20 protein-coding genes and 1 tRNA gene are annotated in these 23133 nt (G+C 34.1%); 13 read left to right on the top strand and 8 right to left on the bottom strand.

What is annotated here, in order from left to right:
- Positions 1-57 precede the first annotated feature (57 nt).
- Genes gldG through ACFFVB_RS13855 form a run of 5 tightly spaced genes read right to left on the bottom strand, consistent with a single transcriptional unit; the run spans position 58 to position 4101 of the window.
- The gene (gene gldG / locus ACFFVB_RS13875) at positions 58-1725 is read right to left on the bottom strand and encodes a gliding motility-associated ABC transporter substrate-binding protein GldG (protein ID WP_382383629.1); all 1668 of its coding nucleotides are present in this window, start codon (positions 1723-1725) and stop codon (positions 58-60) included.
- The gene (locus tag ACFFVB_RS13870; RefSeq protein ID WP_382383627.1) at positions 1718-2206 is read right to left on the bottom strand and encodes a hypothetical protein; all 489 of its coding nucleotides are present in this window, start codon (positions 2204-2206) and stop codon (positions 1718-1720) included. The genes gldG and ACFFVB_RS13870 overlap by 8 nt, the downstream gene beginning before the upstream one ends.
- Positions 2203-2922 (bottom strand): gliding motility-associated ABC transporter permease subunit GldF, encoded by a 720-nt coding sequence (gldF, locus tag ACFFVB_RS13865; RefSeq protein WP_382383625.1) that lies wholly within the window; start codon positions 2920-2922, stop codon positions 2203-2205. The genes ACFFVB_RS13870 and gldF overlap by 4 nt, the downstream gene beginning before the upstream one ends.
- A gap of 42 nt (positions 2923-2964) precedes the next feature.
- Positions 2965-3261 carry a putative quinol monooxygenase gene (locus ACFFVB_RS13860; protein WP_382383623.1) on the bottom strand — a complete coding sequence of 99 codons (297 nt, stop codon included), beginning with the start codon at positions 3259-3261 and terminating at the stop codon, positions 2965-2967.
- Between the two features lie 3 nt (positions 3262-3264).
- Positions 3265-4101, bottom strand: coding sequence for an SAM hydrolase/SAM-dependent halogenase family protein (locus ACFFVB_RS13855; protein ID WP_382383622.1), 837 nt, complete (start codon positions 4099-4101; stop codon positions 3265-3267).
- A 111-nt stretch (positions 4102-4212) separates the two neighbouring features.
- Here ACFFVB_RS13855 and ACFFVB_RS13850 point away from each other — a divergent pair, with 111 nt between their 5' ends.
- The 3 genes from ACFFVB_RS13850 to ACFFVB_RS13840 all read left to right on the top strand — a co-directional run bounded on the left by ACFFVB_RS13850 (position 4213) and on the right by ACFFVB_RS13840 (position 7207).
- Complete coding sequence (locus ACFFVB_RS13850) at positions 4213-5166, top strand: PhoH family protein (protein WP_382383621.1); 954 nt, start codon at positions 4213-4215, stop codon at positions 5164-5166.
- Between the two features lie 401 nt (positions 5167-5567).
- Entirely contained in the window at positions 5568-6023 is a 456-nt protein-coding gene (locus ACFFVB_RS13845; protein WP_382383620.1) for a c-type cytochrome, read from the top strand.
- A 236-nt stretch (positions 6024-6259) separates the two neighbouring features.
- On the top strand, positions 6260-7207 hold the full coding sequence (locus ACFFVB_RS13840) for a phosphoribosylaminoimidazolesuccinocarboxamide synthase (RefSeq protein ID WP_382383618.1): 948 nt from the start codon (positions 6260-6262) through the stop codon (positions 7205-7207).
- On the opposite strand, the gene ACFFVB_RS13835 is transcribed toward ACFFVB_RS13840, so the two are convergent.
- Entirely contained in the window at positions 7193-8314 is a 1122-nt protein-coding gene (locus ACFFVB_RS13835; RefSeq protein ID WP_382383616.1) for a heparan-alpha-glucosaminide N-acetyltransferase domain-containing protein, read from the bottom strand. The two genes, ACFFVB_RS13840 and ACFFVB_RS13835, sit on opposite strands and share 15 nt — an antisense overlap.
- Before the next feature lie 194 nt (positions 8315-8508).
- Between ACFFVB_RS13835 and ACFFVB_RS13830 the strand changes: the two genes are divergently transcribed.
- Positions 8509-9882 carry an alanine/glycine:cation symporter family protein gene (locus ACFFVB_RS13830; protein WP_382383615.1) on the top strand — a complete coding sequence of 458 codons (1374 nt, stop codon included), beginning with the start codon at positions 8509-8511 and terminating at the stop codon, positions 9880-9882.
- 73 nt (positions 9883-9955) lie between these two features.
- On the opposite strand, the gene ACFFVB_RS13825 is transcribed toward ACFFVB_RS13830, so the two are convergent.
- The gene (locus tag ACFFVB_RS13825) at positions 9956-10750 is read right to left on the bottom strand and encodes a gluconate 5-dehydrogenase (protein WP_382383614.1); all 795 of its coding nucleotides are present in this window, start codon (positions 10748-10750) and stop codon (positions 9956-9958) included.
- 389 nt (positions 10751-11139) lie between these two features.
- Here ACFFVB_RS13825 and ACFFVB_RS13820 point away from each other — a divergent pair, with 389 nt between their 5' ends.
- Genes ACFFVB_RS13820 through ACFFVB_RS13805 form a run of 4 tightly spaced genes read left to right on the top strand, consistent with a single transcriptional unit; the run spans position 11140 to position 14322 of the window.
- Positions 11140-12201, top strand: coding sequence for a YHYH protein (locus ACFFVB_RS13820; protein WP_382383612.1), 1062 nt, complete (start codon positions 11140-11142; stop codon positions 12199-12201).
- Positions 12191-12841, top strand: coding sequence for a DUF6702 family protein (locus tag ACFFVB_RS13815; RefSeq protein ID WP_382383611.1), 651 nt, complete (start codon positions 12191-12193; stop codon positions 12839-12841). The genes ACFFVB_RS13820 and ACFFVB_RS13815 overlap by 11 nt, the downstream gene beginning before the upstream one ends.
- Positions 12828-13628, top strand: a complete 801-nt coding sequence (locus ACFFVB_RS13810; protein WP_382383610.1) for a YHYH protein — start codon at positions 12828-12830, stop codon at positions 13626-13628. The genes ACFFVB_RS13815 and ACFFVB_RS13810 overlap by 14 nt, the downstream gene beginning before the upstream one ends.
- Positions 13600-14322, top strand: a complete 723-nt coding sequence (locus ACFFVB_RS13805; protein ID WP_382383609.1) for a toxin-antitoxin system YwqK family antitoxin — start codon at positions 13600-13602, stop codon at positions 14320-14322. The genes ACFFVB_RS13810 and ACFFVB_RS13805 overlap by 29 nt, the downstream gene beginning before the upstream one ends.
- A 74-nt stretch (positions 14323-14396) precedes the next feature.
- Here the strand turns inward: ACFFVB_RS13805 and ACFFVB_RS13800 are convergent, their stop codons facing one another.
- Entirely contained in the window at positions 14397-15434 is a 1038-nt protein-coding gene (locus tag ACFFVB_RS13800; protein WP_382383881.1) for a LacI family DNA-binding transcriptional regulator, read from the bottom strand.
- Positions 15435-15664: 230 nt separating this feature from the next.
- On the opposite strand from ACFFVB_RS13800, the gene ACFFVB_RS13795 reads away from it, so the two are divergent.
- The 5 genes from ACFFVB_RS13795 (at position 15665) to ACFFVB_RS13775 (ending at position 23091) form a co-directional block, all read left to right on the top strand.
- Positions 15665-16711: a PfkB family carbohydrate kinase gene (locus ACFFVB_RS13795; RefSeq protein ID WP_382383608.1), complete on the top strand. Its 1047-nt coding sequence runs from the start codon at positions 15665-15667 to the stop codon at positions 16709-16711.
- Between the two features lie 43 nt (positions 16712-16754).
- On the top strand, positions 16755-17972 hold the full coding sequence (locus ACFFVB_RS13790) for a 6-phosphofructokinase (RefSeq protein WP_382383607.1): 1218 nt from the start codon (positions 16755-16757) through the stop codon (positions 17970-17972).
- Positions 17973-17990: 18 nt separating this feature from the next.
- The gene (locus tag ACFFVB_RS13785) at positions 17991-18659 is read left to right on the top strand and encodes a bifunctional 4-hydroxy-2-oxoglutarate aldolase/2-dehydro-3-deoxy-phosphogluconate aldolase (RefSeq protein WP_382383606.1); all 669 of its coding nucleotides are present in this window, start codon (positions 17991-17993) and stop codon (positions 18657-18659) included.
- 275 nt (positions 18660-18934) lie between these two features.
- Positions 18935-19008, top strand: a tRNA-Arg gene (locus tag ACFFVB_RS13780).
- Between the two features lie 603 nt (positions 19009-19611).
- A complete protein-coding gene (locus ACFFVB_RS13775; protein ID WP_382383604.1) occupies positions 19612-23091 on the top strand; it encodes a PPi-type phosphoenolpyruvate carboxykinase family protein in 3480 nt (1159 codons plus the stop codon).
- The last annotated feature ends 42 nt before the right edge of the window (positions 23092-23133 follow it).

The following is a 23133-nucleotide window of genomic DNA, read 5'->3' as shown; positions in this document are numbered from 1 at the left end:
TTAATAATTACAAATATATCTTTAATAGGGGGAACTAGGAAACAAACTTATTAACATTTAGGCACTGTACTTTTTTTTACGTAAGTAATTAAAAATAAATCCAAAAATAGCTAATAACCCTAATGGTACCAGTGTGTTAAGTAATTGCCAGCTTAATTTAGATTCTGAGATTTTTTCGTGATCTAAAAAAGGAACTGTAATTTCCTTAGAACGAATGTTTATAAGTCCATTATCGTCTAAGAGGTAATTTACCGAATTTAATAGGAATTCCTTATTTCCGAAAAGTTGTCCCGTCCATCTGTCGAAACCTAATTCTTGCGGTATATTCTTGATGACATCGTTCTTAATTAGATCACCATCTGCAATAACAATCATCTTAGTGGTGACACCTTCATCTTTATTCGAATCTAATTTAAAAGGCTTAATTCTATTTTTATAGGCCGATGTAAATTCGCCTTCAATTAAAACCGCTAATGGCTGACTCCCTTTATTAAATTGTTTGGGATCTGGTTCCTGAGTAACCACGTCTAAACTAATCTCTTTTGGCGTACCCTCTAACTTAGTCAGTTTGGCACTTTCTAAAAGAATCGTCTTTTTAAGGTTGTTTTTTAAGGTATCTATCGGATTCGAAAAATCGAATTTTATAATATTTACATTGTTTACAATCGCATGGGTATTGGTGGTATTTACTAAAGGTGAATACGGCCAACGCACATTCTGAAATTGCGAATCGCTACCTTCACCCATAGCTAAAGTAATAGGAGCAGAGTAAGGTGTGGCAACCAAATACGGATTAATACGAACCCCGTATTTAAAGAATAAATCTGTAAGGTTTAAATCTAGTGGTAAGGCAATAGAACGTCCGCTTTCGTTATATAGACTATCTTTTTCCATAGCCACAGCGTCGATAAGCCATAAACTTTTTCCGCCATTCATGGTGTATTGGTCTAGAACTAATTTTTCGTTTTCTGAAAAGGCTTCTGTAGGTTTTGCAGCAATAATTAAATCGTAATCATTTAATTTGTCGAGCGTGTTTTTAGGTTGCGTTGCTACACTGTCTAGTGTAAAGGGAGCAATATAATAATAGTCCTTAAGTGTCGTTAAGAAATCGGCTAGGTATTGATCTTCTAATTCTCCGTTACCTTTTAAAATAGCAATCTTCTTTGTTTTTCCATGTACTAATTTTCCGATACCATCTGCAAACGCATATTCCAAATGTTGTACAGAATTGGTCACTAATTCCTGTTGAGAGGATCCTAATTTGTTTTTTACTAATGGAATTTTAACAGTCACATCGTTATAACTTGCCAAGGCCCACGGAAAAATAATTTCCTGACTACTTTTTCCGTTCTCTTGAACCGTCAGTTGCATTGGGGTTAATCCGCGATTATTTAATTGCTGAATAATTTGATCGCGATTGGTTTCATCCTCTAACGGATTTATAAAATTAAAGTGAATATTGCTATTCTGTGCATAAAATTCTTCTAACAGTTGTTTAGTTTCCGATTGGAGTCTTCTAAACTCCGAAGGAAATCCTTCGCCTTCTAAAAACACATCAATAATAATAGGAGATTCTATATCTGCTACAATGTCTTGTGTGGCTTCACTTAGCGTATAGCGTTGATCTTGGGTTAAATCGAAACGTTTATAGAATGTATTCCCAATACCATTTAAAACTAAAATACCGACAACAATTAGTATACTATTTTTAAGATTTTTACTCATTATCTTTTTTTTCTAATTGATAGTGTTCTAATAGTTTGGCTTTATTTCCTTCAAAGGTAATCTCTAAACATTCCTGTGATGTATTAAAAGCGCCAGGCTTAAGTCCTAAGTTGTAATTCCAATAATTAGAATCGTTTGCTTTTATGGCGTCATTCCAACTAAACCATCCCGGTTTGCCTAAGATATCTTTGATTTCTGATTTTGTTTTACCAATTAAGACATCCGACTGTTCTAAATCGTTAGCCATTTCGTAGCGATATGCAGGCTTTTCTTTCCAAACTTCTGTTTCAAAATGTTTTTCGTGATGATAGGTGCTAAATATATTTATTAACGGGTATAATAAATAGAAATACACAATGGGCGTAAGGACTAAACTAATAAGTAAAGACACCCAAATTCGCTTATCTATGGATCGTGAAAATATAAATAATACTACAAAAAGCAGGACGAGTATAATTGCAAAAGGTACTGTTAAAATCATGCTTGCTTTTTATTAATGTTAAACTGCGTTAATGCTAAAAATAATCCAGAAACACTTATAAAATAAATAATATCTCGGGTATCTAAAACGCCGCGACTCATACTTTTAAAATGAAAACTCATCCCTAAACCATCGATAAAATTGTTAGATAATGCATCTGCAATGCCTTCAAAACCGATATAAAAAAAGAAGCATAAAAATACTGCGATTATAAAGGTTACAATCTGGTTCTCGGAAAGTGTCGAAGCGAATATTCCCATTGCGGTGTATGCTGCAACTAAGAATAACAAACCAAAATACGAACCAAGAGTACTTCCTAAATCTAAATTACCTTCGGGGCTTCCTAGTTTGTAAACGGTAAACACATATAATAGAGTAGGTAGTAAGGCGATTATGATTAAGATAAAAGCGCCAAAATATTTTCCTAAAACAATTTGAAATTTGGAAACGGGTTTTGTTAATAGTAATTCTAGTGTGCCTTGTTTTTTCTCGTCGGCAAAACTACGCATGGTGACTGCAGGTATTAGAAAGACTAGAATCCAAGGTGCTAATAGAAAGAAGCTAGAAAGATCGGCAAAACCATTATCTATAATATTAAACTCTCCTTTAAAAAACCATAAAAACAATCCGTTTAGGAGTAAAAATATGGCAATAACCAAATAGCCAATTGGCGAAGCAAAAAACGAATTTATTTCTTTTTTTAATATGGCGAACATCTGTTATATAAATATGATTTGAATTTGAAGTGAGCGACTACTTTACGGTAAACGTTCTAGTTTGTCCACACTCCAAGCTTCGGGTTTATCGTTGAATAATTGTTTTGTTTCTGACCAAACCGAAATAAATAAATCGGAATGTCTGTAATTGTGCAAGGCTTGTTCGTTGTCCCAATAACTATACGTGAAAAATATGTTTTGGTGTTTTTTATCTCTGTACAACTCTAAAAAGGTGCAGCCTTCAAAATTACGAATATCCTCTTTTTTAGAGTTGAAAAGACTTAGAAAGATATCTACTTTAGAAGGTTCAAAACTCAATTTTACAATACGAACAAACATAAATTAATCTTTATAAAAGTTAACCGTTATGGTGTCCATTAATTTTAATCCCATTAATGTAGATGCCCCTCCAACGGTCGTTGTATTACTCTTATAAATGGCAATTTCTAAATAGTTAGACGAATTAAAAACCACTAAACCTTTTCCTTCAGTATGTCTGTCTGCTGCGGGTTTAGTAAAATCTACAATGTCACTATATTTGTTGTATATTTTATTAAACGAATGATTCCGAGCAGATATTTTATAAGCACGTCCTTTTTGTATGTTTTCAAAAAAATTGCGCTTAATATTGGTAATGACATTGCCGTAATTGTCAACGTAAATAATACTACCAATAATCTGCATCTGATCGTCGTTAATATAAGGTTTTAAGTTTTGTATCGGTTTTATATCTTGAATACGTTTTCCAATAACATCTAAGGTTCCGCCACGTGCAATATGGCAAGCGACTTTTACAAAGACATCTAAAACAGGAAAACTACTTTGTACTTTTTCGTGAATATTAATTTCTACGATGCGTTCCGGATTAATTTCTGTACAAATCATACTCATTATACCATTGTTGGCACAGATAAAATAATGGCCATCTAAGAGTACCGCAATATGTTTATTTTCGGGATTTAATTCGGCATCAATTCCGATAATATGAATGGTGCCTTTGGGAAAACTGGTATACGCGTTCTGGATGATATAGGCCGCCTCAGAGATGCTAAATGGTGATACATTATGCGAGATATCAACAATTCTAACATCGCTTAATTCACTATATATAGCGCCCTTAATCGCCCCAGCGAAGTGATCTTTTTCACCAAAATCAGAAGTTAAAGTTATTATAGCCATATGTGAATTGTTGATATGTTTTTCACATATCTGAACTAAAATTGATTAGATTTGTTAGAGGCACAAAACTAATAAAACTTAACTGAAAAATTTAATTAAATCGACTAGCTTTTGAACGAAATAATTATTGAACTGGAAGAGATTACTCCAAAAGAATTTTTTGGAGCACAAAATGTAAATATTGAACTTCTAAAAAAATATTTCCCCAAATTAAAAATTGTTGCTCGCGGAAATAAAATCAAAGCTTTTGGAGACGAAGATCTCTTAGAAGAGTTTGATCGCCGGTTAACCATGTTGCTTAATCATTTCGCGAAATATAATAAATTAGACGAAAACACTATCGAACGTGTACTAACGAGCGATAGTAGCGAAGATTACGCTACGTCTAAGAAAAGTGGAGAGGTTATTGTGCATGGCGCAAGCGGAAAACTAATTCGTGCACAAACAGCAAATCAACGTAAGTTAGTAGAAAGTATGCGTAATAACGATATGGTTTTTGCGATTGGTCCTGCGGGAACGGGTAAAACATATACCGGCGTTGCATTAGCTGTACAGGCGTTAAAAAATAAAGAAGTTAAACGTATTATTTTAACACGTCCTGCCGTAGAAGCAGGAGAGAATTTAGGATTTCTTCCTGGCGATTTAAAGGAAAAATTAGATCCGTATATGCAACCACTTTACGATGCATTACGAGATATGATCGCGCCTGAAAAGTTAAATATGTATATCGAAAATGGAACCATACAAATTGCGCCTTTGGCCTTTATGCGTGGTCGTACATTAGATAATGCCTTTGTTATTTTAGATGAAGGACAGAATACTACACACGCCCAGATGAAGATGTTCTTGACACGTATGGGGAAAAATGCTAAATTTTTATTGACTGGAGATCCCGGTCAAGTAGATTTACCAAGACGTACGACTTCAGGGCTAAAAGAGGCTTTATTGGTTTTAAAAAACGTAGAAGGTGTAGGTATGGTTTATCTTGATGAAAAAGATGTTATTAGACACCAACTGGTTAAGAAAGTTATTGAAGCATATAAAAGTATTGAAAATAGAGAGTAGGCGTTAGTCTACTCTTTTTTTTTATCTCACTCTTAAGGGGGAAGGATTTGGTATAGTAATAATTATTTTTGAAATTACCANTACCACTATACCACTATACCACTATACCACTATACCACTATACCACTATACCACTATACCACTATACCACTATACCACTATACCACTATACCACTATACCACTATTAAATACGTACCTCATTTAATTAAGATAGAGTTGCACATTTTCTACTGCTAAATTTTTATAATGAAGTTATCTCACTTCGAAAAGTAAAATGCGTATATTTAGGAGACAGGAAACGAAATAAGTTAAATTGAAAATATTCTATTAGTTTATGAAAATAAATCATGTGTTGCCTTTTTGCGTGGTATTACTAATTTTTATGTGTTTAACAAGTTGTATGGATGGGATTAAAAAAAAGGAACCTGTAATATTTGTTCATCCAGATTTAAACACCCTCCCAATTAATAAAATAAAATCGAAAGGTGTTGGGAAGACTTTAACCGTTAAATTATCCGATTCGATAGAGCCATCTCTAGCCGCAAAAGGTCAATTTATTTTTGAAAACAGATGTGCTTCTTGTCATAAATTAACCGACCAAAGACTTGTTGGACCAGGTTGGGAAGAGATAACAACTTCGAGACGTCCAGAATGGATACTAAATATGATTACGAATACTAACGAAATGTTAGAAAAAGATAGCGAGGCTAAAGTATTACTTGAAGATTGTTTAACAAGAATGCCTAATCAAAATGTAACCTTAGAAGAAGCACGTGCAATACTTGAATTTATGAGAAAAAACGATCTAGAGCGTTTACGCGATAAAGATGAAACGTTCTATCAATTCCATAAATAAATCGCATTATAATTTAATGTGGTTTTAATTTGAGTATTTTGGATTACTTGTTCTTTAGATAGTGTACTTCAAAGTTTGATGTAAAAAGCCGGCATCATTATAAAATTAATGGAAAATAATTTATCATTTTAGAAACTTCGATAAAAATATTTTGTGATTAATTCCTTACTTTTACCCTTTCATTTTTATTAATACTTAAAGCATCTCAACAGGGTTTAGATGCAATTATAAAGATCATGACAATTACAGATACTAATTTCAATTTTCCAGGACAAAAAAGTTTGTATAAAGGAAAAGTTAGAGCAGTTTACAATATTAACGACGATTTATTGGTAATGGTTGCCACAGATAGATTAAGTGCATTCGATGTTGTAATGCCAAAAGGAATTCCTTTTAAAGGTCAGATTTTAAATCAGATTGCTACTAAATTTATGGCACAGACTGAAGATATAGTTCCGAATTGGTTAATGGCTACACCAGATCCTAATGTTGCCGTTGGTCATTTATGTGAACCTTTTAAAGTTGAAATGGTAATTCGTGGTTATATGTCGGGACATGCGGCACGTGAATATAAATTAGGTAAACGTGCACTTTGTGGTGTTGCTATGCCAGAAGGAATGACCGAGAATGATAAGTTTCCGGAGCCAATTATTACGCCTGCTACAAAAGCCGAAATGGGAGATCATGATGAAGATATCTCGAGAGAAGACATTATTAGTAAAGGGATTGTTTCTGAAGCAGATTATGTAGTGCTAGAAGATTATACGCGTAAATTATTTCAACGCGGTACAGAAATCGCAGCAGAAAGAGGATTGATTTTAGTAGATACTAAATATGAATTTGGTAAAACTAAAGATGGTAAAATCGTGCTTATAGACGAAATTCACACCCCAGATTCTTCACGTTATTTTTATGCTGATGGTTATGAAACACGTCAGGAGAATGGTGAAGTGCAAAAACAGTTATCTAAAGAGTTTGTGCGTCAGTGGTTAATTACTAACGGATTTCAAGGATTAGAAGGGCAGAAGTTACCAGAAATGAGTGATGAATACATCGAAACTGTAAGCGAACGTTACATCGAATTATACGAGAATATTATGGGAGAACCATTTGTTAAGTCAGATGTAACAAACATTGAAGCGCGTATTAAAAATAATGTAGAAAATTATTTAGCTTCTATGTAATCTTATACGATATATAGATTTTAATTTTATAAAATTCCAAGCCTTTCTAATATTTATATTTAGGAAGGCTTTTATTTTGTCTTCATAAACAACAATTAAACACACCAAACTAATAAAAGCCAAGGCACCTAAAACTGCAGACCAAGGTTCTAAACTATTACGTCCGTAACGAAAGAGTCCGAAACCGGTATAGCTTCCGTAAAGTATTATAAAATGAACCACATAAATAGAAAGTGTGCTGTTTCCTAATTTTAGTATTAACGGGTGCTTTAAGTAAGATTCTAAAGCGTAAAAAATACCGAATATAAAGAGCACATTACCTAGCCGAATGAAAAGATAATTATAGAAAGCGACACTTTGAAAAAGTTCGATTTGCGTGATATTATAGATCAGGGATAAAACTTCCGAAGATGCAATACTTAAACACAACCCTCCAATTAAAAAGCTTGATATGGCAATCGTTTTAAAGTGTGTTTTAGATTGAAATTTGTGAAAAATAATTCCTAATACAGCTCCATAGGTCACAAACCCAAACCAAGGTAAAAGAGTAAAAAGGGAACCATTTTCTGTAGTTATGTAATTAACGATAACATCAGGAACTTGAGGTAGTGCTAAATTTCGGTATAGTGGTTCGGAAACAAATATAAATGTTCCAATAGCCGTTAAAAGTAAGGTTAACAGTTTGGTTTGCGTTTTTAATACAGCGTAAAATCCGTTTAACAGGATTACCGAGATTCCTATGATTTGCAATACGTCTATCACTAGGAAATAACTATCAAAATGGCCCAATAGCCATGAGAAAACGGGGATTCTTAACGAATATCCAATTAAAATTAGAGATGCACCGCGTTTAAAGCCTTTCTTAATTCTAAGATTTTGATTGCCTTTAGTTTCTGCTTTTTTTAATAAAAATAGAATAACTAATCCTGTAACTGTAAAAAATAGAGGTGCAGTATTGCCTCTCAAGCCATTCCAGATATTAAATGCTGTATATTCTGAAGACTTATAAGACGCGTGTAATAAGCCATCTATAAAATGACCTTGAAGCATCATTAAAATGGCAAAGCACCTAACGGCGTCTAAAAAATATAATCTGTTTTCTTTCAAGAGTACGTGTCTAATAAGATTGCGAAAATACATCAAATTTTAAATCAAAATACATTCTTTGTCTTTATTGAATTAACTGCAATATTACATCAATAATAGCTGTAAAAGATAAGGAATTGTGTTGGTTTTTAGTGTATTTGTTAAAGTTTTGAAGCTAAAAAAGAATATATTTATCAAAATATAGCTTCCCATAGATGACCACCTTAGATGATATAATTAAAGAATTCGCCTCCTTAGTTTGGGGATTGCCATTATTAATTCTGTTAACAGGGGGTGGACTATTCTTGTTAATTTATTCTCGATTCTTACCATTTCGTTTTATTGGTCATGCGTTTCAAGTTTTACGTGGTAAATACGATAATCCAAATGATCCTGGAGAGATAACACATTTTCAAGCGCTAACAACCGCTTTGTCTGCCACCGTGGGGATGGGAAATATCGCTGGTGTCGCTGTGGCTATTGCTATTGGTGGGCCAGGAGCGGTTTTCTGGATGTGGGTGAGTGCGATTATTGGTATGGCTACAAAATTTTTCACGTCTACGCTTGCTGTTTTATATCGCGGTAAAGATAGTGAAGGGCAGTTGCAGGGAGGTCCGATGTATTTTATAGTAGAAGGTTTAGGACAGAAATGGAAACCTTTGGCTGTTATGTTTAGTATTTGTGGTTTGGTTGGAGCTCTTCCTGTTTTTAATGTAAACCAATTAACACAAGCGATTAACGATATTTTATTGGTGCCAAATCATATTGAAGTTGGATTTACGTCGCGCTTAATCATCGGACTTATTTTAGTTGCTATTACGAGTATTGTTATTTTAGGAGGTTTGGATCGTATTAGTAAAACAGCTTCAAAATTGGTTCCTGCGATGGTCGGCTTATATTTTATTTTGGTTCTATTTATTCTTGCTGTAAATATTCAGGAGATTCCGAAATACTTTGGAATGATTTTTTCGAATGCATTTACGGCTCAAAATTTTAAAGGAGATAATTTCCTAGGCGGTGCTGTAGGTGGATTAATCCTTTTGGGGATTCGTAGAGCTGCATTTTCTAATGAAGCGGGAATAGGTACGGCACCTATGGCTCATGGTGCAGCAAAAACAGCAGAGCCTATACGGGAAGGTTTAGTTGCCATGTTAGGGCCTGCGATAGATACATTATTGGTCTGTACCCTAACGGCTTTGGCTATTTTAGTTACTGGAGTATGGCAAACGTCCGATGCCAACGGTGTGAGTTTAACAGCTTCGGCTTTTGCCCATGCTATGCCAGGAGTGGGGAAATATTTATTACTGATTTGTATTTTTGTATTTAGTATATCCTCACTATTTTCTTATGCTTATTATGGCTCAAAATGTATGTCTTTTCTTTTCGGAGCCGATAAGAAACATTATTACAATTACTTTTATATAGCCAGTATCATTTTAGGAGCTACCACATCTTTAAGTATGATGATTAATTTAATTGATGGCTTTTTTGCTTTAATGGCAATCCCTACAATGATTGCAACCATAATTATGGCGCCTCGAGTTTTGGCACGTGTTAAGGTATATGTTACCACATTAAAGAACGTATGAGTTTTACACTAGCGCTGGTATAAGCCAAAATAAAAGACCGTTTAAATATTACAGTTTAAACGGTCTTTTTATATTAGTTTTCGTTAGCAGGTTTTCCGATAGTTGCTAAAATACCACCATCTACATATAGAACATGTCCATTAACAAAATCACTAGCTTTAGACGATAAAAAGATCGCTGCACCTTGTAAATCTTCTGGGTCCCCCCATTTCGCAGCAGGTGTTCTGTTAATAATAAATTCATTAAAAGGGTGACCTTCAACACGAATAGGAGCGGTTTGAGTGGTTGCAAAATATCCTGGTCCGATACCGTTAACCTGGATGTTATGTTTTGCCCATTCTGTTGCCATATTTTGAGTTAACATTTTTAATCCGCCTTTAGCCGCAGCATAAGCACCAACATTATTTCTTCCCAATTCACTCATCATAGAGCAAATATTAATTACTTTCCCTTTGTTACGTTTCACCATATTTTTTACCACATATTTTGAAACGATAAACGGACTCACTAAATCAATATCAATAACAGTTCTAAAATCTTCTACTTCCATCTCTAGAAGTGGTGTGCGTTTTATAATTCCCGCATTATTAATCAATATATCTATAGGGCCAACCTCTTGTTCGATTTTTGAAATGGCAGAGATTACTTCTTCTTCTATAGCTACGTTAAATTTATATCCAAAAGCTTTAATACCTTCTTTTTCGTATTCGGAAATAGCAATATCAATTTTTTCTTGTGAAGAATTTCCATTAACAATAATTGTTGCTCCAGCAAGGCCTAATCCTCGTGCCATTGCCATGCCTAATCCATGTGTGCTTCCCGTAACTAAAGCGATTTTGCCTTTTATGTCGAATAAATCTAAACTCATATAATCATTTTTGAAATTAAAAGGGTGTGACGTTTTTTAGAAATAGTATTAATCCTTAAAACACCCTCATCTATTTTTTTTATAAATGTAAAGTAAAAATAAATTCTACTGAAATGTATTAGGACTGAATAAAGTATGGCCTCATTTTTTTAATGAAATCACATGGGTTTAGATTAAGAATTGCAGTGCTTTTAATTCATTCTAAATTCAAAATAATAAAGCAGATGTGATTTATAAAATTCTCTTTAATAGAAATCAATTAAACATAGAATTGGGTTTAACGGATTAAAACAGTTGTTTACTTAAAGGATTGTTCCATTCACTGAAAACCTGAAATTACCACTAAAATATTCCTCAGATTTGATGATATATACAAAACAACAGGGGGAATGAAATTAAAAAATATAAGATCAACGGTTTTTACAAGTGCTTTATTATTTATGGGGATTCTAAGTCTAGAATCTTGCTCGAGTAGTGGGAGCGATAGTGATGCCGAGAACGACGATTTAGATAATAGTGTGTCTGTAGATGTAGAACCTTCATATTTTTACACCGAAGGCCAAACCATTACAATAACTAAAGTACCATGTACGTTATCTGATGGTTCGAGTTCCGACTGTTATCAAATTGTGACTACAAGTATACCTGCAGACCATAACATGGGGCCATGGTGTCCAAGCAATATAGAAGATGGTGCAGATGCTGGAGGAATCTGGCTTCAAGACGGAGAGGTGTATGATGTAGATGGTGCTTTTATAAAGAATATGGCTACATTTTATAATGATGACAATTGGATGATGTACGATGATAATGGAGATGTTTATATTACCGATTCTGAAGAAGATTGTATAAATGCTGCGAATCCAGATGTAGGAACTGAATACGAAAATTTCTGTGTCGAATGTATTCCTTCTTATATCACCAATATTTCTCAAACGTGGTTAATTCCTGTAACACCTGTATATCAAACCGATGCTATTTATTTTGTTACTGATGGCGGAGGAGCACCAGAAGCGGGAGACGCACAAGGTCCTGGCCCGGGAGACGGCGCAGGTCCTGAATTAGATAGTAGTATTCCGTCTACACGCGGAATTGCTTTAAACGGTATCGAATTCTCTGCACCAGCACCTACTAATAATATTTTAAGTGCATATACATTGGCTCCGTTTGATGATGCTGGTGGTCATATTAATGTACACCAAGGATATCACTACCACGCCGCGACAGGGTATAGTATTAAAGTAGAACAGGAAGATGGACATGCGGCATTAATTGGTTACGCTTTAGATGGCTATGGTATATATGAGTTATTAGACGAGAGTGGTGTTATGGCCACAGATTTAGATGATTTAAGAGGGCATTCAGACGAGACACGCGGGTATCATTATCATGTTGACGAAGCGGGAAACAATAACTTTATTAACGGTTTAAGAGGGGCTTATGTATTATAGAATAGGAACAAATATGCGTGTTACACTAGTTTTATTGTGGTTTTTAATACCTATGGTGGTTTTAGCACATTCGACATCGCAATCTAGTACGGTTCTAGTAGAAGCTAAGAATGGTCAGTGGACCGTTCAGGTTAGGGCGGCACTTTCAGCTTTCGAAAGTGTAGTGCATCAAGAATATACTGCAAATGGATATACAACACCAGAGGAGTTTGAAGACTTGGTGTTTAACCTAATGGCGAAGAATCTAACACTTAAAATTAACGGTCAGGACATTTTACTTAAAGACCCGAAAATTAAATTGGGGCATGAAACCTTAGTCGTTTATCTTATAGATGTGCCAGATGATTTTAAAACAGTTAGTCTGAATAATACTATGTTTCAAAACATTTTTAAAAGTAAAAACACCTTCATGATTTTGAAAAATGGAGTGAACAGAAATGTGTTTGCTTTAGAGAAATCTAATGCATTCGCTACTAAGGTGAAATTGGAGGAAAATGAATTCGTGTTAGTCGAAGCGGATAAAAGTTTGGCAGATAGTACGACGAATTGGTATGTGTTTAATTTTTTATTTATTCTAGCAGGTGCTGGGTTAATTGCCAGATTAACTATGAAAAAAACCGAAGTTGATGAAAATGTATAATAAGAAAAATATGTTAATTAATCTATACTTAGTTTGTGGTGTCGCTTTAGTTATGCTACTATCATGTAATAGTAGCAATAATACCGATTCTAGTACACCAACAGATATATTACAAGGCACCGTTGATGTTACTTCTGTGGTACAAGCTAATTTTATAAATGAGTATACAGAAGGTGTTAATGTAGCAGTTAATGGAGATTATATTTCAATAAGTAGCTCTGGATTGCCAGATCATAAAACACCGTATTGGGGCGAAGGTCACGAAATGTTCGAGGATTTCTTAGGTGTAAATCATGCAAATATGAATACAACCATGATTGCTTTTAATTATGTCATGACGATTCCTACCTATCCAAAAGAAGCAAGTGTTAAAGAGCAAACCGATTTAGGTGCTGTAGGTATGGCATTAAATGGAGTGCCGCTTTATAATGACTACGAAGGAGGTGGGGTATTAGAGGAAAATGCTTGGAGCACTTTTGATGCTTCTGGAGCACATCCAGGCCCAAATGAAGATTATCATTATCATTGTGAAGGGACCTATTTAACAGTAGACGATTCTAATCTTATCGGGTTTTTAAGAGATGGATTTCCTGTATATGGTCGTAAAGATATGGACGGATCTTATCCCGAAAATCTAGATGAAAATGGCGGACATGTGGGGGTGACGAGTCATTTTTCTGATGTCATTTATCATTATCATGTAAGTAACGATGTGTATTCTACTTCTGGATTATATGTTATAAAATCTGGTGCATTTCATGGCACAAAAGGAACATTTACACAGTAAGCATATTTCAGTTCGAATAATGAAATGTTTTGTTTTTAAATTTGTTTTTATCCTAGCATCATTATGTGCATTTTTAAGTTGTGTAGATGGTGATGCTTCATTGTCTAAAATGGTTGAAGACACAAAACTTGAAAACACTTCGAATTACGCTATAGATACGCGTGCCATTCCCAATGATACTATTGCCTTTTCAAATCCGAGTGTCACTTACGTTAACGGAAAATATCTATTGCATAATAAACCATATTTAGGTATCGTTTTTAAGGTGTTAAAAGGGTATCATGTAAAAACCTATAGTTCTGTTTTGGATGGAAAGCTTCATGGAACTTATAGAAGTTTTTATGCAAATGGAAACCGATATGAAGTTCGAACATACAATTATGGCCAGTCTACAGGAGTTCATTATGGCTATTGGGAAAGTAATGGAAAGTTGAAATTTGAATACCACTACATAAATCAGAAAAAAGAAGGCACTTATAAAAATTGGTTCGAAAATGGAGATTTAGCAAATAACTATAATTATAAAGACGATCGATTATACGGATTGCAACGCGCTTGGCGGTTAAATGGAAGTCTGTATCGGAATTTTGTAGTTAAAAATGGCGTGAGATACGGACTTCAGAAAGCAAAAAGTTGTTTCGAACTTAGTAATGAAAAAGTGATAAGACAAGCCGGTAAAGCAGATGTGAATTAATAGCTTTTAGAGTCGAATTATGGCATCATTTTAAATATTTGTAGTTCATGACGATTGGTCAAGGAAAACAAAATCTACGCCTTCTTGGAGTCAAGTACTCTAGAAGAATCTCTTATAATTAACTCCGGTTCTAAAATTAATTTATGAAGCACAGGCTTGTAGTTTTCGTCGTTTATACGAAGCAATACTTGTTGTGCAACTAATTTTCCAATTTCTTTGTTATGCTGATATATAGAGGTAATGGGCGGTGTGACTAGAGATGTGAAGGGTTCGTTGCTAAAACCGACTAATGCTATTTGCTCAGGGACTTTAATATTATGTTCTTGCATAACTTGTAAAGCACCTAGCGCCGCATAATCTCCAGCCGCATAAACAGCATCCGGTAATTCTGGGAGTTTTAAAAGCTCTGTCATTTTAGCTCTTCCATCTTCAATAGTTAAACTACTTTCTAATAAAAGGGCATCGTCTTCCGGCAATTTATGTTTTCTTAGGGCATCTTTATAACCACGAATTCTGTTTTGGTAAATTCGTGTGTGGCCATAACCTGCAATATGAGCAATGCGTTTACAACCTTGTTCAACCAAATGATTTACTATAATATTACTGCTAGCATAATCGTCAATTCCAATATAATCTACACCGATATCATTTTCACCACGATCAAATAAAACTAAAGGAATACCATTTTGCTTAATTTTCTGATAATAATCAAAATTAACCGTTTCGTTGGCTAAGGATGCTATAATACCATCGACTTGTGTTTGAAGAAGCGCATCTATATTTCGACATTCTTTTTCGTAAGATTCGTTAGATTGGGTGATAATAAGGTTATACCCCTCTTTATTCAATTCTTTTTCGATGCTTTCCATTACAGAAGAAAAGAAGTAACTGTTCGTTTTCGCAACAATAATACCTATCAATTTACTTTTACCACTTCTTAGAGCAGACGCTAAATGATTTGGTTGATATTCTAATTCTCTAGCCACTTTTTTTACTGCGGCCTTAGTTTTGTCACTAATTCTAGGATGATTATGTAGTGCCCTAGAAACAGCAGATGGTGTAATGTTTAAAACATTAGCAATATCCTTAATGGTGGTTTTCTTTTTCAAAATGTAACGAGATTGAAGTCAATCGTTTGAGCAAAGATATTATTTTTGACCTAATATGTTAAGGTAAATGAAATCAATTCATTCAATATGAATATTAAGAGAACTTTTAAAAGATTTGGACAAACGTTTGCATAGGTGAAAATATTTTAATAATTTTACTCTTACAAAGTGAAAAAGAGGAATTTAAGGTCTTCTTGATAAAATTAAACTTAATTAATATAAATTTAAAAATAATGAGTAAAGTAGTAACGTTTGGAGAAATCATGTTAAGATTAGCTCCTCAAGGATTTTTAAGATTTTCTCAAGCTAACAATTTTGATGTTGTTTATGGTGGTGGAGAATCTAACGTAGCAGTATCATTAGCTAACTATGGTATTTCTTGTGATTTTGTAACGCGTTTACCTAAGAATGATATCGGTGAGTGTGCGATGATGGAAATGCGCAAAAGAGGCGTTGGTGTTGATAAAATTGTTTGGGGTGGTGAACGTTTAGGAATCTATTTCTTAGAAACTGGTGCTGTGTCTAGAGGAAGTAAAGTGGTTTACGATAGAGCTTATTCTTCTATGTCTACTATTGAGTCTGGAATGATTGACTGGGATGCTGTTTTTGATGGTGTTGAGTGGTTTCACTGGACTGGTATTACTCCTGCTATTTCTCAAAGTTCTGCAGATGTATGTTTAGAAGCTGTTAAAGCTGCAAGTGCTAAAGGAATTACTATTTCTACAGATTTAAACTATCGTGCTAAATTATGGAACTACTGTGACGATGCGCATAGAGAAGCTGTAATGACAGAATTAACGTCTTACTGTGATGTTGTTTTAGGAAACGAAGAAGATGCTGAAATGCACTTCGGAATTAAGCCTGATGGCGCTGCTGTTCAAACTGCAGGTCACGATGTTAAAGCAGAAGCTTTCTTATCTGTTTGTAAGCAAATGATGGCTAAATTCCCGAAAGCTAAAAAAGTAATTACTACCTTAAGAGGATCTATCTCTGCATCTCACAACACGTGGGCTGGAGTATTATACGATGGAACTAAAATGTTAGAAACACGTCAATACCAAATTACAGATATCGTAGATAGAGTAGGTGGTGGAGATTCTTTTATGGGAGGTTTAATCTACGGATTATTAACATACCCAGATAACGATCAAAATGCATTAGACTTCGCAGTTGCTGCGTCTTGTTTAAAACACACAATTAAAGGTGATGCTAACTTAGCTACTGTTGCTGAAGTTAACAAACTTATGGGTGGAGACGCTTCTGGTCGTGTTGCTAGATAATAACTGAATCCTTAAAATCATTACAAAAAAACGCGATTAGTACATGGAAAAATCAATAGCAATTATTTGTGGAGGCGGACCTGCACCTGGAATAAATACTGTAATTAGTACAGTAGCCAAAACTTTTATGAAGGATGGTTACAAGGTTATAGGCGTGCATCACGGATATCAAGGATTGCTTTCTGAAGAGCCTGAAGTAAAGGTTTTCGACTTTCACCATGCCGATCGTATTTTTAGTCGTGGCGGTTCTACTTTAATTATGAGTCGATTTAAACCAAAAGACAGTGATTTTAAATCAGATTTTTTTAAGAAAAATAATGTAAAATTATTAGTTACTATTGGCGGCGACGATACTGCGTCTACCGCCAATAGATTAACTAAATTTCTTCAATCAGAACAATTAGATGTAAAGCACGTACATGTACCAAAAACTATAGATAACGATTTGCCTTTACCTGATAGAAATCCAACGTTTGGTTTTCATACAGCTAAAGACGAAGGCGTTAGAATTGGGAATACGGTGTATGAAGATGCGAGAACGAGTGAAAACTGGTTCGTTATGTCTGCTATGGGACGTTCTGCTGGGCATTTAGCCTTTGGAATTGCTTCGGCTTGTCATTTTCAAATGATGATTATTCCAGAAATGTTTAACAAAACCAAGATTACTTTCGAGAAGCTTATTAATATGATAGTGTCTTCGATCGTGAAATGTAAACTTGAGGGTGTTGAGTATGGTGTCGCTTTAGTTAGTGAAGGCGTGTTCCACTTTATGGATGAAGAAGAAATTATAAATTCCGGTATTAACTTTACTTACGACGACCACGGTCATCCAGAATTAGGAAATGTAAGTAAATCTCATATTTTTAATTATCTGTTACAGATTAAATTAAAAGAAATCGGTTTAGTCGTTAAATCAAGACCCGTAGAACTTGGTTATGAATTAAGATGTTGTAATCCTATAGCATTCGATTTAACACTGTGCTCTTTGTTGGGAATAGGCGTTAAAAAATTATTCGATCAAGGTATTTCAGGGTGTATAGTTAGTGCAAACTCAAAGGGTGATATTACGCCTTTATATTTAAAGGACTTTGAAGATGAAAACGGAAAAATACCACCAAGATTAGTCGATATCAATTCAGATATGGCACAGCTTTTTATAGACAATCTATTCTACATTAAAGAGAAAGATTACGAAAGAGCAAAACAATATTTACCAAATCCAGAAGCATACGATTTCAAAAAAATCTTAAACTGGAATTAAAACTTTAAACAAAACAAAATGGCACAATTTTCAAGATTAGAAGTGGCTCAAGCAATGAAAGATACAGGGATGATTCCTTTATTTTTTAGTAATGACCTTGACTTAAGTAAAAATGTATTAAAAGCTTGTTACGATGGTGGAGCAAGATTAATGGAATTCACAGCTCGTGGAGATTTCGCTCACGAAGTTTTTGGTGAATTAACAAAATACGCTATTAAAGAATTACCAGGTATGATTATGGGTGTTGGTTCTGTTACAGACGGTGCTGCAGCTTCTTTATACATGGCATTAGGTGCAAACTTTATTGTAACTCCAGTTTTAAGAGAAGATATCGCAATTGCATGTAACCGTAAAAAAGTATTATGGTCTCCTGGATGTGGTACATTAACAGAAATTACTAGAGCAGAAGAATTAGGATGTGAAATCGTAAAATTATTCCCTGGTGATATCTACGGACCTCAGTTTGTAAAAGGAATTAAAGGCCCACAACCATGGACAAGTGTTATGCCAACTGGTGGTGTTTCTCCAACAGAGGAAAACTTAAAAGGATGGTTTGATGCAGGTGTAACTTGTGTTGGAATGGGATCTCAATTAATCTCTAAAGATATTATCGCTAATAAAGATTACGCGAAATTAGAGCAAGATGTAAAGAAAGCTTTAGCTATCGTAAAAGCGGTTAGAAAATAATTAGTTTTTAAAATACTATTTTAAAAAGGACTGTCTGTAAAGACGGTCCTTTTTTTGTTGTAACACATTTTTTATAGCGTGTAACTCCTAGAAATTAAATAGATAATGACGTGAAATAATTGAATAACAATATGTTAATAAAAAGATTGTTATTTTTTTAAAATTTATCACATTTTAAGTTGCGTAGTTTCCTAAAGCTACTTATATTTGCACAGCTTTTTAGGGATTATATATTTCGAAAAAAGCACTTTTCAGAACACGTGTTGTTCGTGAATGGTGGCATAGCTCAGTTGGATAGAGCACCTGCCTTCTAAGCAGGCGGTCGAAGGTTCGAATCCTTCTGCCATCACAAAAAAGCTTTCGAGAAATCGGAAGCTTTTTTTGTTTTATATACTTTCTGTTTTGTCTAATTCTTGACTAAAACATCTAGAATTAACCTTCCTTTTAAAATTTTACAATCACAGTATTTTTTTGAGTTTATTATTAAGCGAATTCCATGTGTAATTAAGACTTTTTTGAATGTTTAATTTAATATAAAGTTCATGTTTAAATGAGGTGAGTTTTCGCTGTATTTTTGTATTTTATGGCGAAAACGTTTGAAAGATTTTTATATGATTATTTCTTATTTAGAATGATTCTTTTTAACTGTAGTTGGTTGTATTTAGCCGTCTTACAAGAGATTATTACCCAAACTTATTAGTTTTTTTCTTCGGTATTAACTAAATTTACGTAGAATAAAAACAATAGTTTTTTACAAAAGGATCATTTAAAAATGTATACTATAAATGACTCCGAAAAGGCTATTTAGAAATTCCATTTAACTTTAATATAAATATGATATTCATCACAATAATTTAGCCACATTTAGTATCTAAAAAACACCGCTAAAATATATTGTGACGTGAGTCTTTGTGTATTAAAAAGTATTATCGATTTTAAATTTACATATAACATGAGTAGAGAGACAAATGCGAATAATGAGGCTGTAATTCGAAGTAGAAAAGACACTATACGATACATCAACCTACAGTTGGCGGCTTTAGGACAACCTATTTATCACGACGACGAAAATGCAGAAATAGCGTTTAGTAATCCAAATTTTCAAAAATTAACAAATGGGTTAATTAAAAGTTTCCGTGAAAAATCTAGAATATTATCAGACCATTTAGCCCCTGTAGATCATAGAATTCAATCTTTTATTGAAGATTATCTAAAAGACATTACTTTTGAAAAGCCTTTAAAAATTCCTAACGACACCTTAGTCTTAAATCAAGCTGGACATGCCCGTGAGGTAAGTTTACCTCCAAATGGAGATACGTTTGTTAGTGAGGATGTTACCTCTTACAGAGTAAGACAAGGAGTTTTAAATAATCCTATTCATGATAAAAGAACAACAAAAGGAACATTTCATATTGTAGAAGGCCCGTTACCTGTGCCTTTAGATAAATTTGAAGTGCCTAAAATCACTTTCGCTCATTTATTAGAAGAAGCACTTAAGCCGTCTTCAGAATTAAAAACGCTACCATTTACGTCTAAGCAAGTAGAAAAAGCCGAAGTTATGGTGTCTATGCTAATGCGACCAATGGTTTGCCCAGAGGTAAAAGGTGTGGTTTCTAAGAAAAGTTTAGAAGTCCGTTTTTTCGCTCCTGGTAGTTTAGTAAGTAACTTAGATTTCGTTGAAGCTATTTTTGGTAATGCAGGAGATCCTTCACTTGTACAAAACGATGCGGCTTTAGATACAGAACATTGGACTGGACATACAGGTTGTATTATTCTTGCGCCTCAATTAAAATTACTTAAGAAAAAAGATGTTGGTTTACCACACTACGACGATGCAACAGAACGTCAAAGAACAGATGGTATGTGCTGGAAAGATGCAGATGATCTGTACAACGATGGTGGAGCCTTTAAATTGACATGTAGAGACGATAGAGGTGTGGTGGTTACACTTATCGCCGATAACTATTTTGGTTACTCTAAAAAGGAGATAAAAACTCAGATTAGTTATTCTGCAAACTTATTTGGTTTGGTAGAAGAAGAGCATTCTGGAGGGGCAGTTGCCTATCCTAGAGGTGTTATGGGAGATATCGTTAATGGTAATGGATTTTCTGATAAATATGGAAATATTTACAGCTTCGAAGGTGTTAAAGAATATTTAGGAGATAGAATCGATGTCCAAGACGGAAACTATGCGATAGATAAGAAATATCCAAACATTGTTTACGTTCCTGAAAACGCATATATAAATACAAATACAAACGATATTACGTGGACGTATAATGGTACAGAGCAACGTATCCTTTTAAATCCTAATAAATCATATGTTCACCCATCAGGACATAAATTTAAATTAGAAAAACACGATGCTGTTGCACTTTGGAGAATTGTAGCTACAGCGCCAGAAGGTGTATTCTGTCATAAACCTTGTACGGTTTCTGGAGGAGGAAAGTCAGAGATTTCTAAATCAATGAAAAATGCCATTACTTATAGCGCTTTTAATATTATTGATATTGAAGCTGACTTTAAGAAAGCCGATGAAATTATCGAATACGACTACTCTAAGAGATGGAGAGATTACGATCCTACATTACCACCTTCACACACCTTTTTAAGTTCTAATAGAACGTTAGGGTCTGCAGTAAGATTATTACAGCCTTTAGATGTGTTTACAGACGAGTATAATGAGTTTGTTTCTAACATTCCAGTACATATTAGATCTTTAGTATTATTTATTAAACGTTTGTATCGTCAAGATCACGGGGCTTTAAATTGGAAAGATTGTGTGTCTGTAGATATTGTTAACGGACAAAAAGGTACGGGGCTTAAATATTTCGATAATCCAGTTGTTGGTAGTTATGTACGTATTGGTTTTAATCAAGATGGGAATTGGTTATTAAACAAATTAAGATCTGATTTCTCTGCGAGTTTAAAAATTCAAATGGAAGACGATATTTCAGCATCTATTACTTTACCAAGAAGTAGTTTTAAGCACTTAAATCCTCAATACACTAATAAAAGTTTAAAAGTAGTAGCGAATTGTGAAGGACATTTATTCCAAAGACCTGATGAAGCTATTATTCGAGGATACGATAAAGGAGCAGAGCGTGATATTGTAGGCGAGAATGTGTTCCTTACAAATTACGAAATGCTGACTAAAAAAGACGCTATAGAAATTTACGAAGACACCATTAACTTCGATAAATACACACAACCAGTAAAAGATTTAATCGAGAGTGTTGTAAATAGTCCTAAAGACGAAGAGTATTTCGCGTTACCATCGCATACAAGAATTGTAGACGGTGAGCCAACTAAGAATCCGCGTTATTTAGAGAAAAACATTTTCTTAGAAGAATCTGAAGCTAGTTATTTAGCAGAAGTTGGTATGCGATTATTCAGAAAAGTAGAATCTGAAGATGCAATTATCGATGTTGTAAATGCAGTATTACCAGGAAGACGTAATAATCCAGCAGACACAAAAGCAGGAATTAGACCGTTAGCCGTTTATAACCCAATTCATTATCAAGAAACTCCAGAAATGTTTATGGACTTTATTTGTAGTCTTACAGGTAAATCACCATCTACAACAGGAGCAGGATCTGAAGGCGCCCTAACAAAAGGACCTTTCAATATGTTAACGCCTACAACAGATTTAAACAATGCCTTATTATCGCACATCCTTACAGAGTCTAATGCGTTTAGTACAGCTGCAGGTTATGTTGGAGGAGAAAATAAAGTAGATCACGATATTAGTATTTTAATACCAGAAATCTGGGCACGTTTAGAGCCTCAAGATAGAGATCCTAATTTCTTAATTAAAGATGGTGCACTTGAAAAAATAGATGATTTCGAACACAACGGAAAGAAAATTTTAGCAAGTAGATTGGGATACCGTATTACAAAACAATTCTCTTTAAGATGTTTAAACCGTATTTTCGATGAACCTAATGCTGTGTTTAACGAAAAAATGCTTAAACCAGAATTACAAGGATTGGAAGATTATGTAGACGGAATAAATAACATCGTTGAAGCACAACAAAAAGTTGCTTTAAGATATTTTGAAGATGGTAGTATTGAAGCTGCAGTACCACCATTAAAAATTCTTTTACATATGATGGCTTACGGAAATTACGAAGGTAAAGAAATGAGCGATCCTGAACTAAGAGGTTATTTCACTAGAGATTATATAATTAATAGCGATTGGTATAAAGATAGATTGAAATTGAAACAACAAAAAGACATCTCTTTCTATACAAAACAAATTAATTATTTAGAAACATTTATATCTAACCCAGGCAATACACAGCAGGTAATAGAAATGGATTTAAACGCACGTTTACAAACCGTTAAAGATTTGTATAACGAAGCAAATACAGAAGCATACTTAAAAGGATTAGAAGGAACAATTGGTGCAGACCCATTGTATTATAAATAATTCCTAATTACATTATACCGTAATTACGGTCTATAAAATTAA

It is taken from the genome of Formosa undariae, assembly GCF_042427615.1.
Classification (GTDB): domain Bacteria; phylum Bacteroidota; class Bacteroidia; order Flavobacteriales; family Flavobacteriaceae; genus Formosa; species Formosa undariae.
This window is presented reverse-complemented; position numbering and strand designations above follow the sequence as displayed.

Coding starts and splice junctions, on each gene's coding strand:
- ACFFVB_RS13815 (WP_382383611.1), top strand. CDS start 12,191: ATGTATTATAGAATAGGAACAAATATGCGTGTTACACTAGTTTTATTG.
- ACFFVB_RS13775 (WP_382383604.1), top strand. CDS start 19,612: ATGAGTAGAGAGACAAATGCGAATAATGAGGCTGTAATTCGAAGTAGA.
- gldG (WP_382383629.1), bottom strand. CDS start 1,725: ATGAGTAAAAATCTTAAAAATAGTATACTAATTGTTGTCGGTATTTTA.
- ACFFVB_RS13830 (WP_382383615.1), top strand. CDS start 8,509: ATGACCACCTTAGATGATATAATTAAAGAATTCGCCTCCTTAGTTTGG.
- ACFFVB_RS13805 (WP_382383609.1), top strand. CDS start 13,600: ATGGCACAAAAGGAACATTTACACAGTAAGCATATTTCAGTTCGAATA.
- ACFFVB_RS13810 (WP_382383610.1), top strand. CDS start 12,828: ATGAAAATGTATAATAAGAAAAATATGTTAATTAATCTATACTTAGTT.
- ACFFVB_RS13790 (WP_382383607.1), top strand. CDS start 16,755: ATGGAAAAATCAATAGCAATTATTTGTGGAGGCGGACCTGCACCTGGA.
- ACFFVB_RS13860 (WP_382383623.1), bottom strand. CDS start 3,261: ATGTTTGTTCGTATTGTAAAATTGAGTTTTGAACCTTCTAAAGTAGAT.
- gldF (WP_382383625.1), bottom strand. CDS start 2,922: ATGTTCGCCATATTAAAAAAAGAAATAAATTCGTTTTTTGCTTCGCCA.
- ACFFVB_RS13825 (WP_382383614.1), bottom strand. CDS start 10,750: ATGAGTTTAGATTTATTCGACATAAAAGGCAAAATCGCTTTAGTTACG.
- ACFFVB_RS13840 (WP_382383618.1), top strand. CDS start 6,260: ATGACAATTACAGATACTAATTTCAATTTTCCAGGACAAAAAAGTTTG.
- ACFFVB_RS13785 (WP_382383606.1), top strand. CDS start 17,991: ATGGCACAATTTTCAAGATTAGAAGTGGCTCAAGCAATGAAAGATACA.
- ACFFVB_RS13855 (WP_382383622.1), bottom strand. CDS start 4,101: ATGGCTATAATAACTTTAACTTCTGATTTTGGTGAAAAAGATCACTTC.
- ACFFVB_RS13795 (WP_382383608.1), top strand. CDS start 15,665: ATGAGTAAAGTAGTAACGTTTGGAGAAATCATGTTAAGATTAGCTCCT.
- ACFFVB_RS13870 (WP_382383627.1), bottom strand. CDS start 2,206: ATGATTTTAACAGTACCTTTTGCAATTATACTCGTCCTGCTTTTTGTA.
- ACFFVB_RS13820 (WP_382383612.1), top strand. CDS start 11,140: ATGAAATTAAAAAATATAAGATCAACGGTTTTTACAAGTGCTTTATTA.
- ACFFVB_RS13845 (WP_382383620.1), top strand. CDS start 5,568: ATGGATGGGATTAAAAAAAAGGAACCTGTAATATTTGTTCATCCAGAT.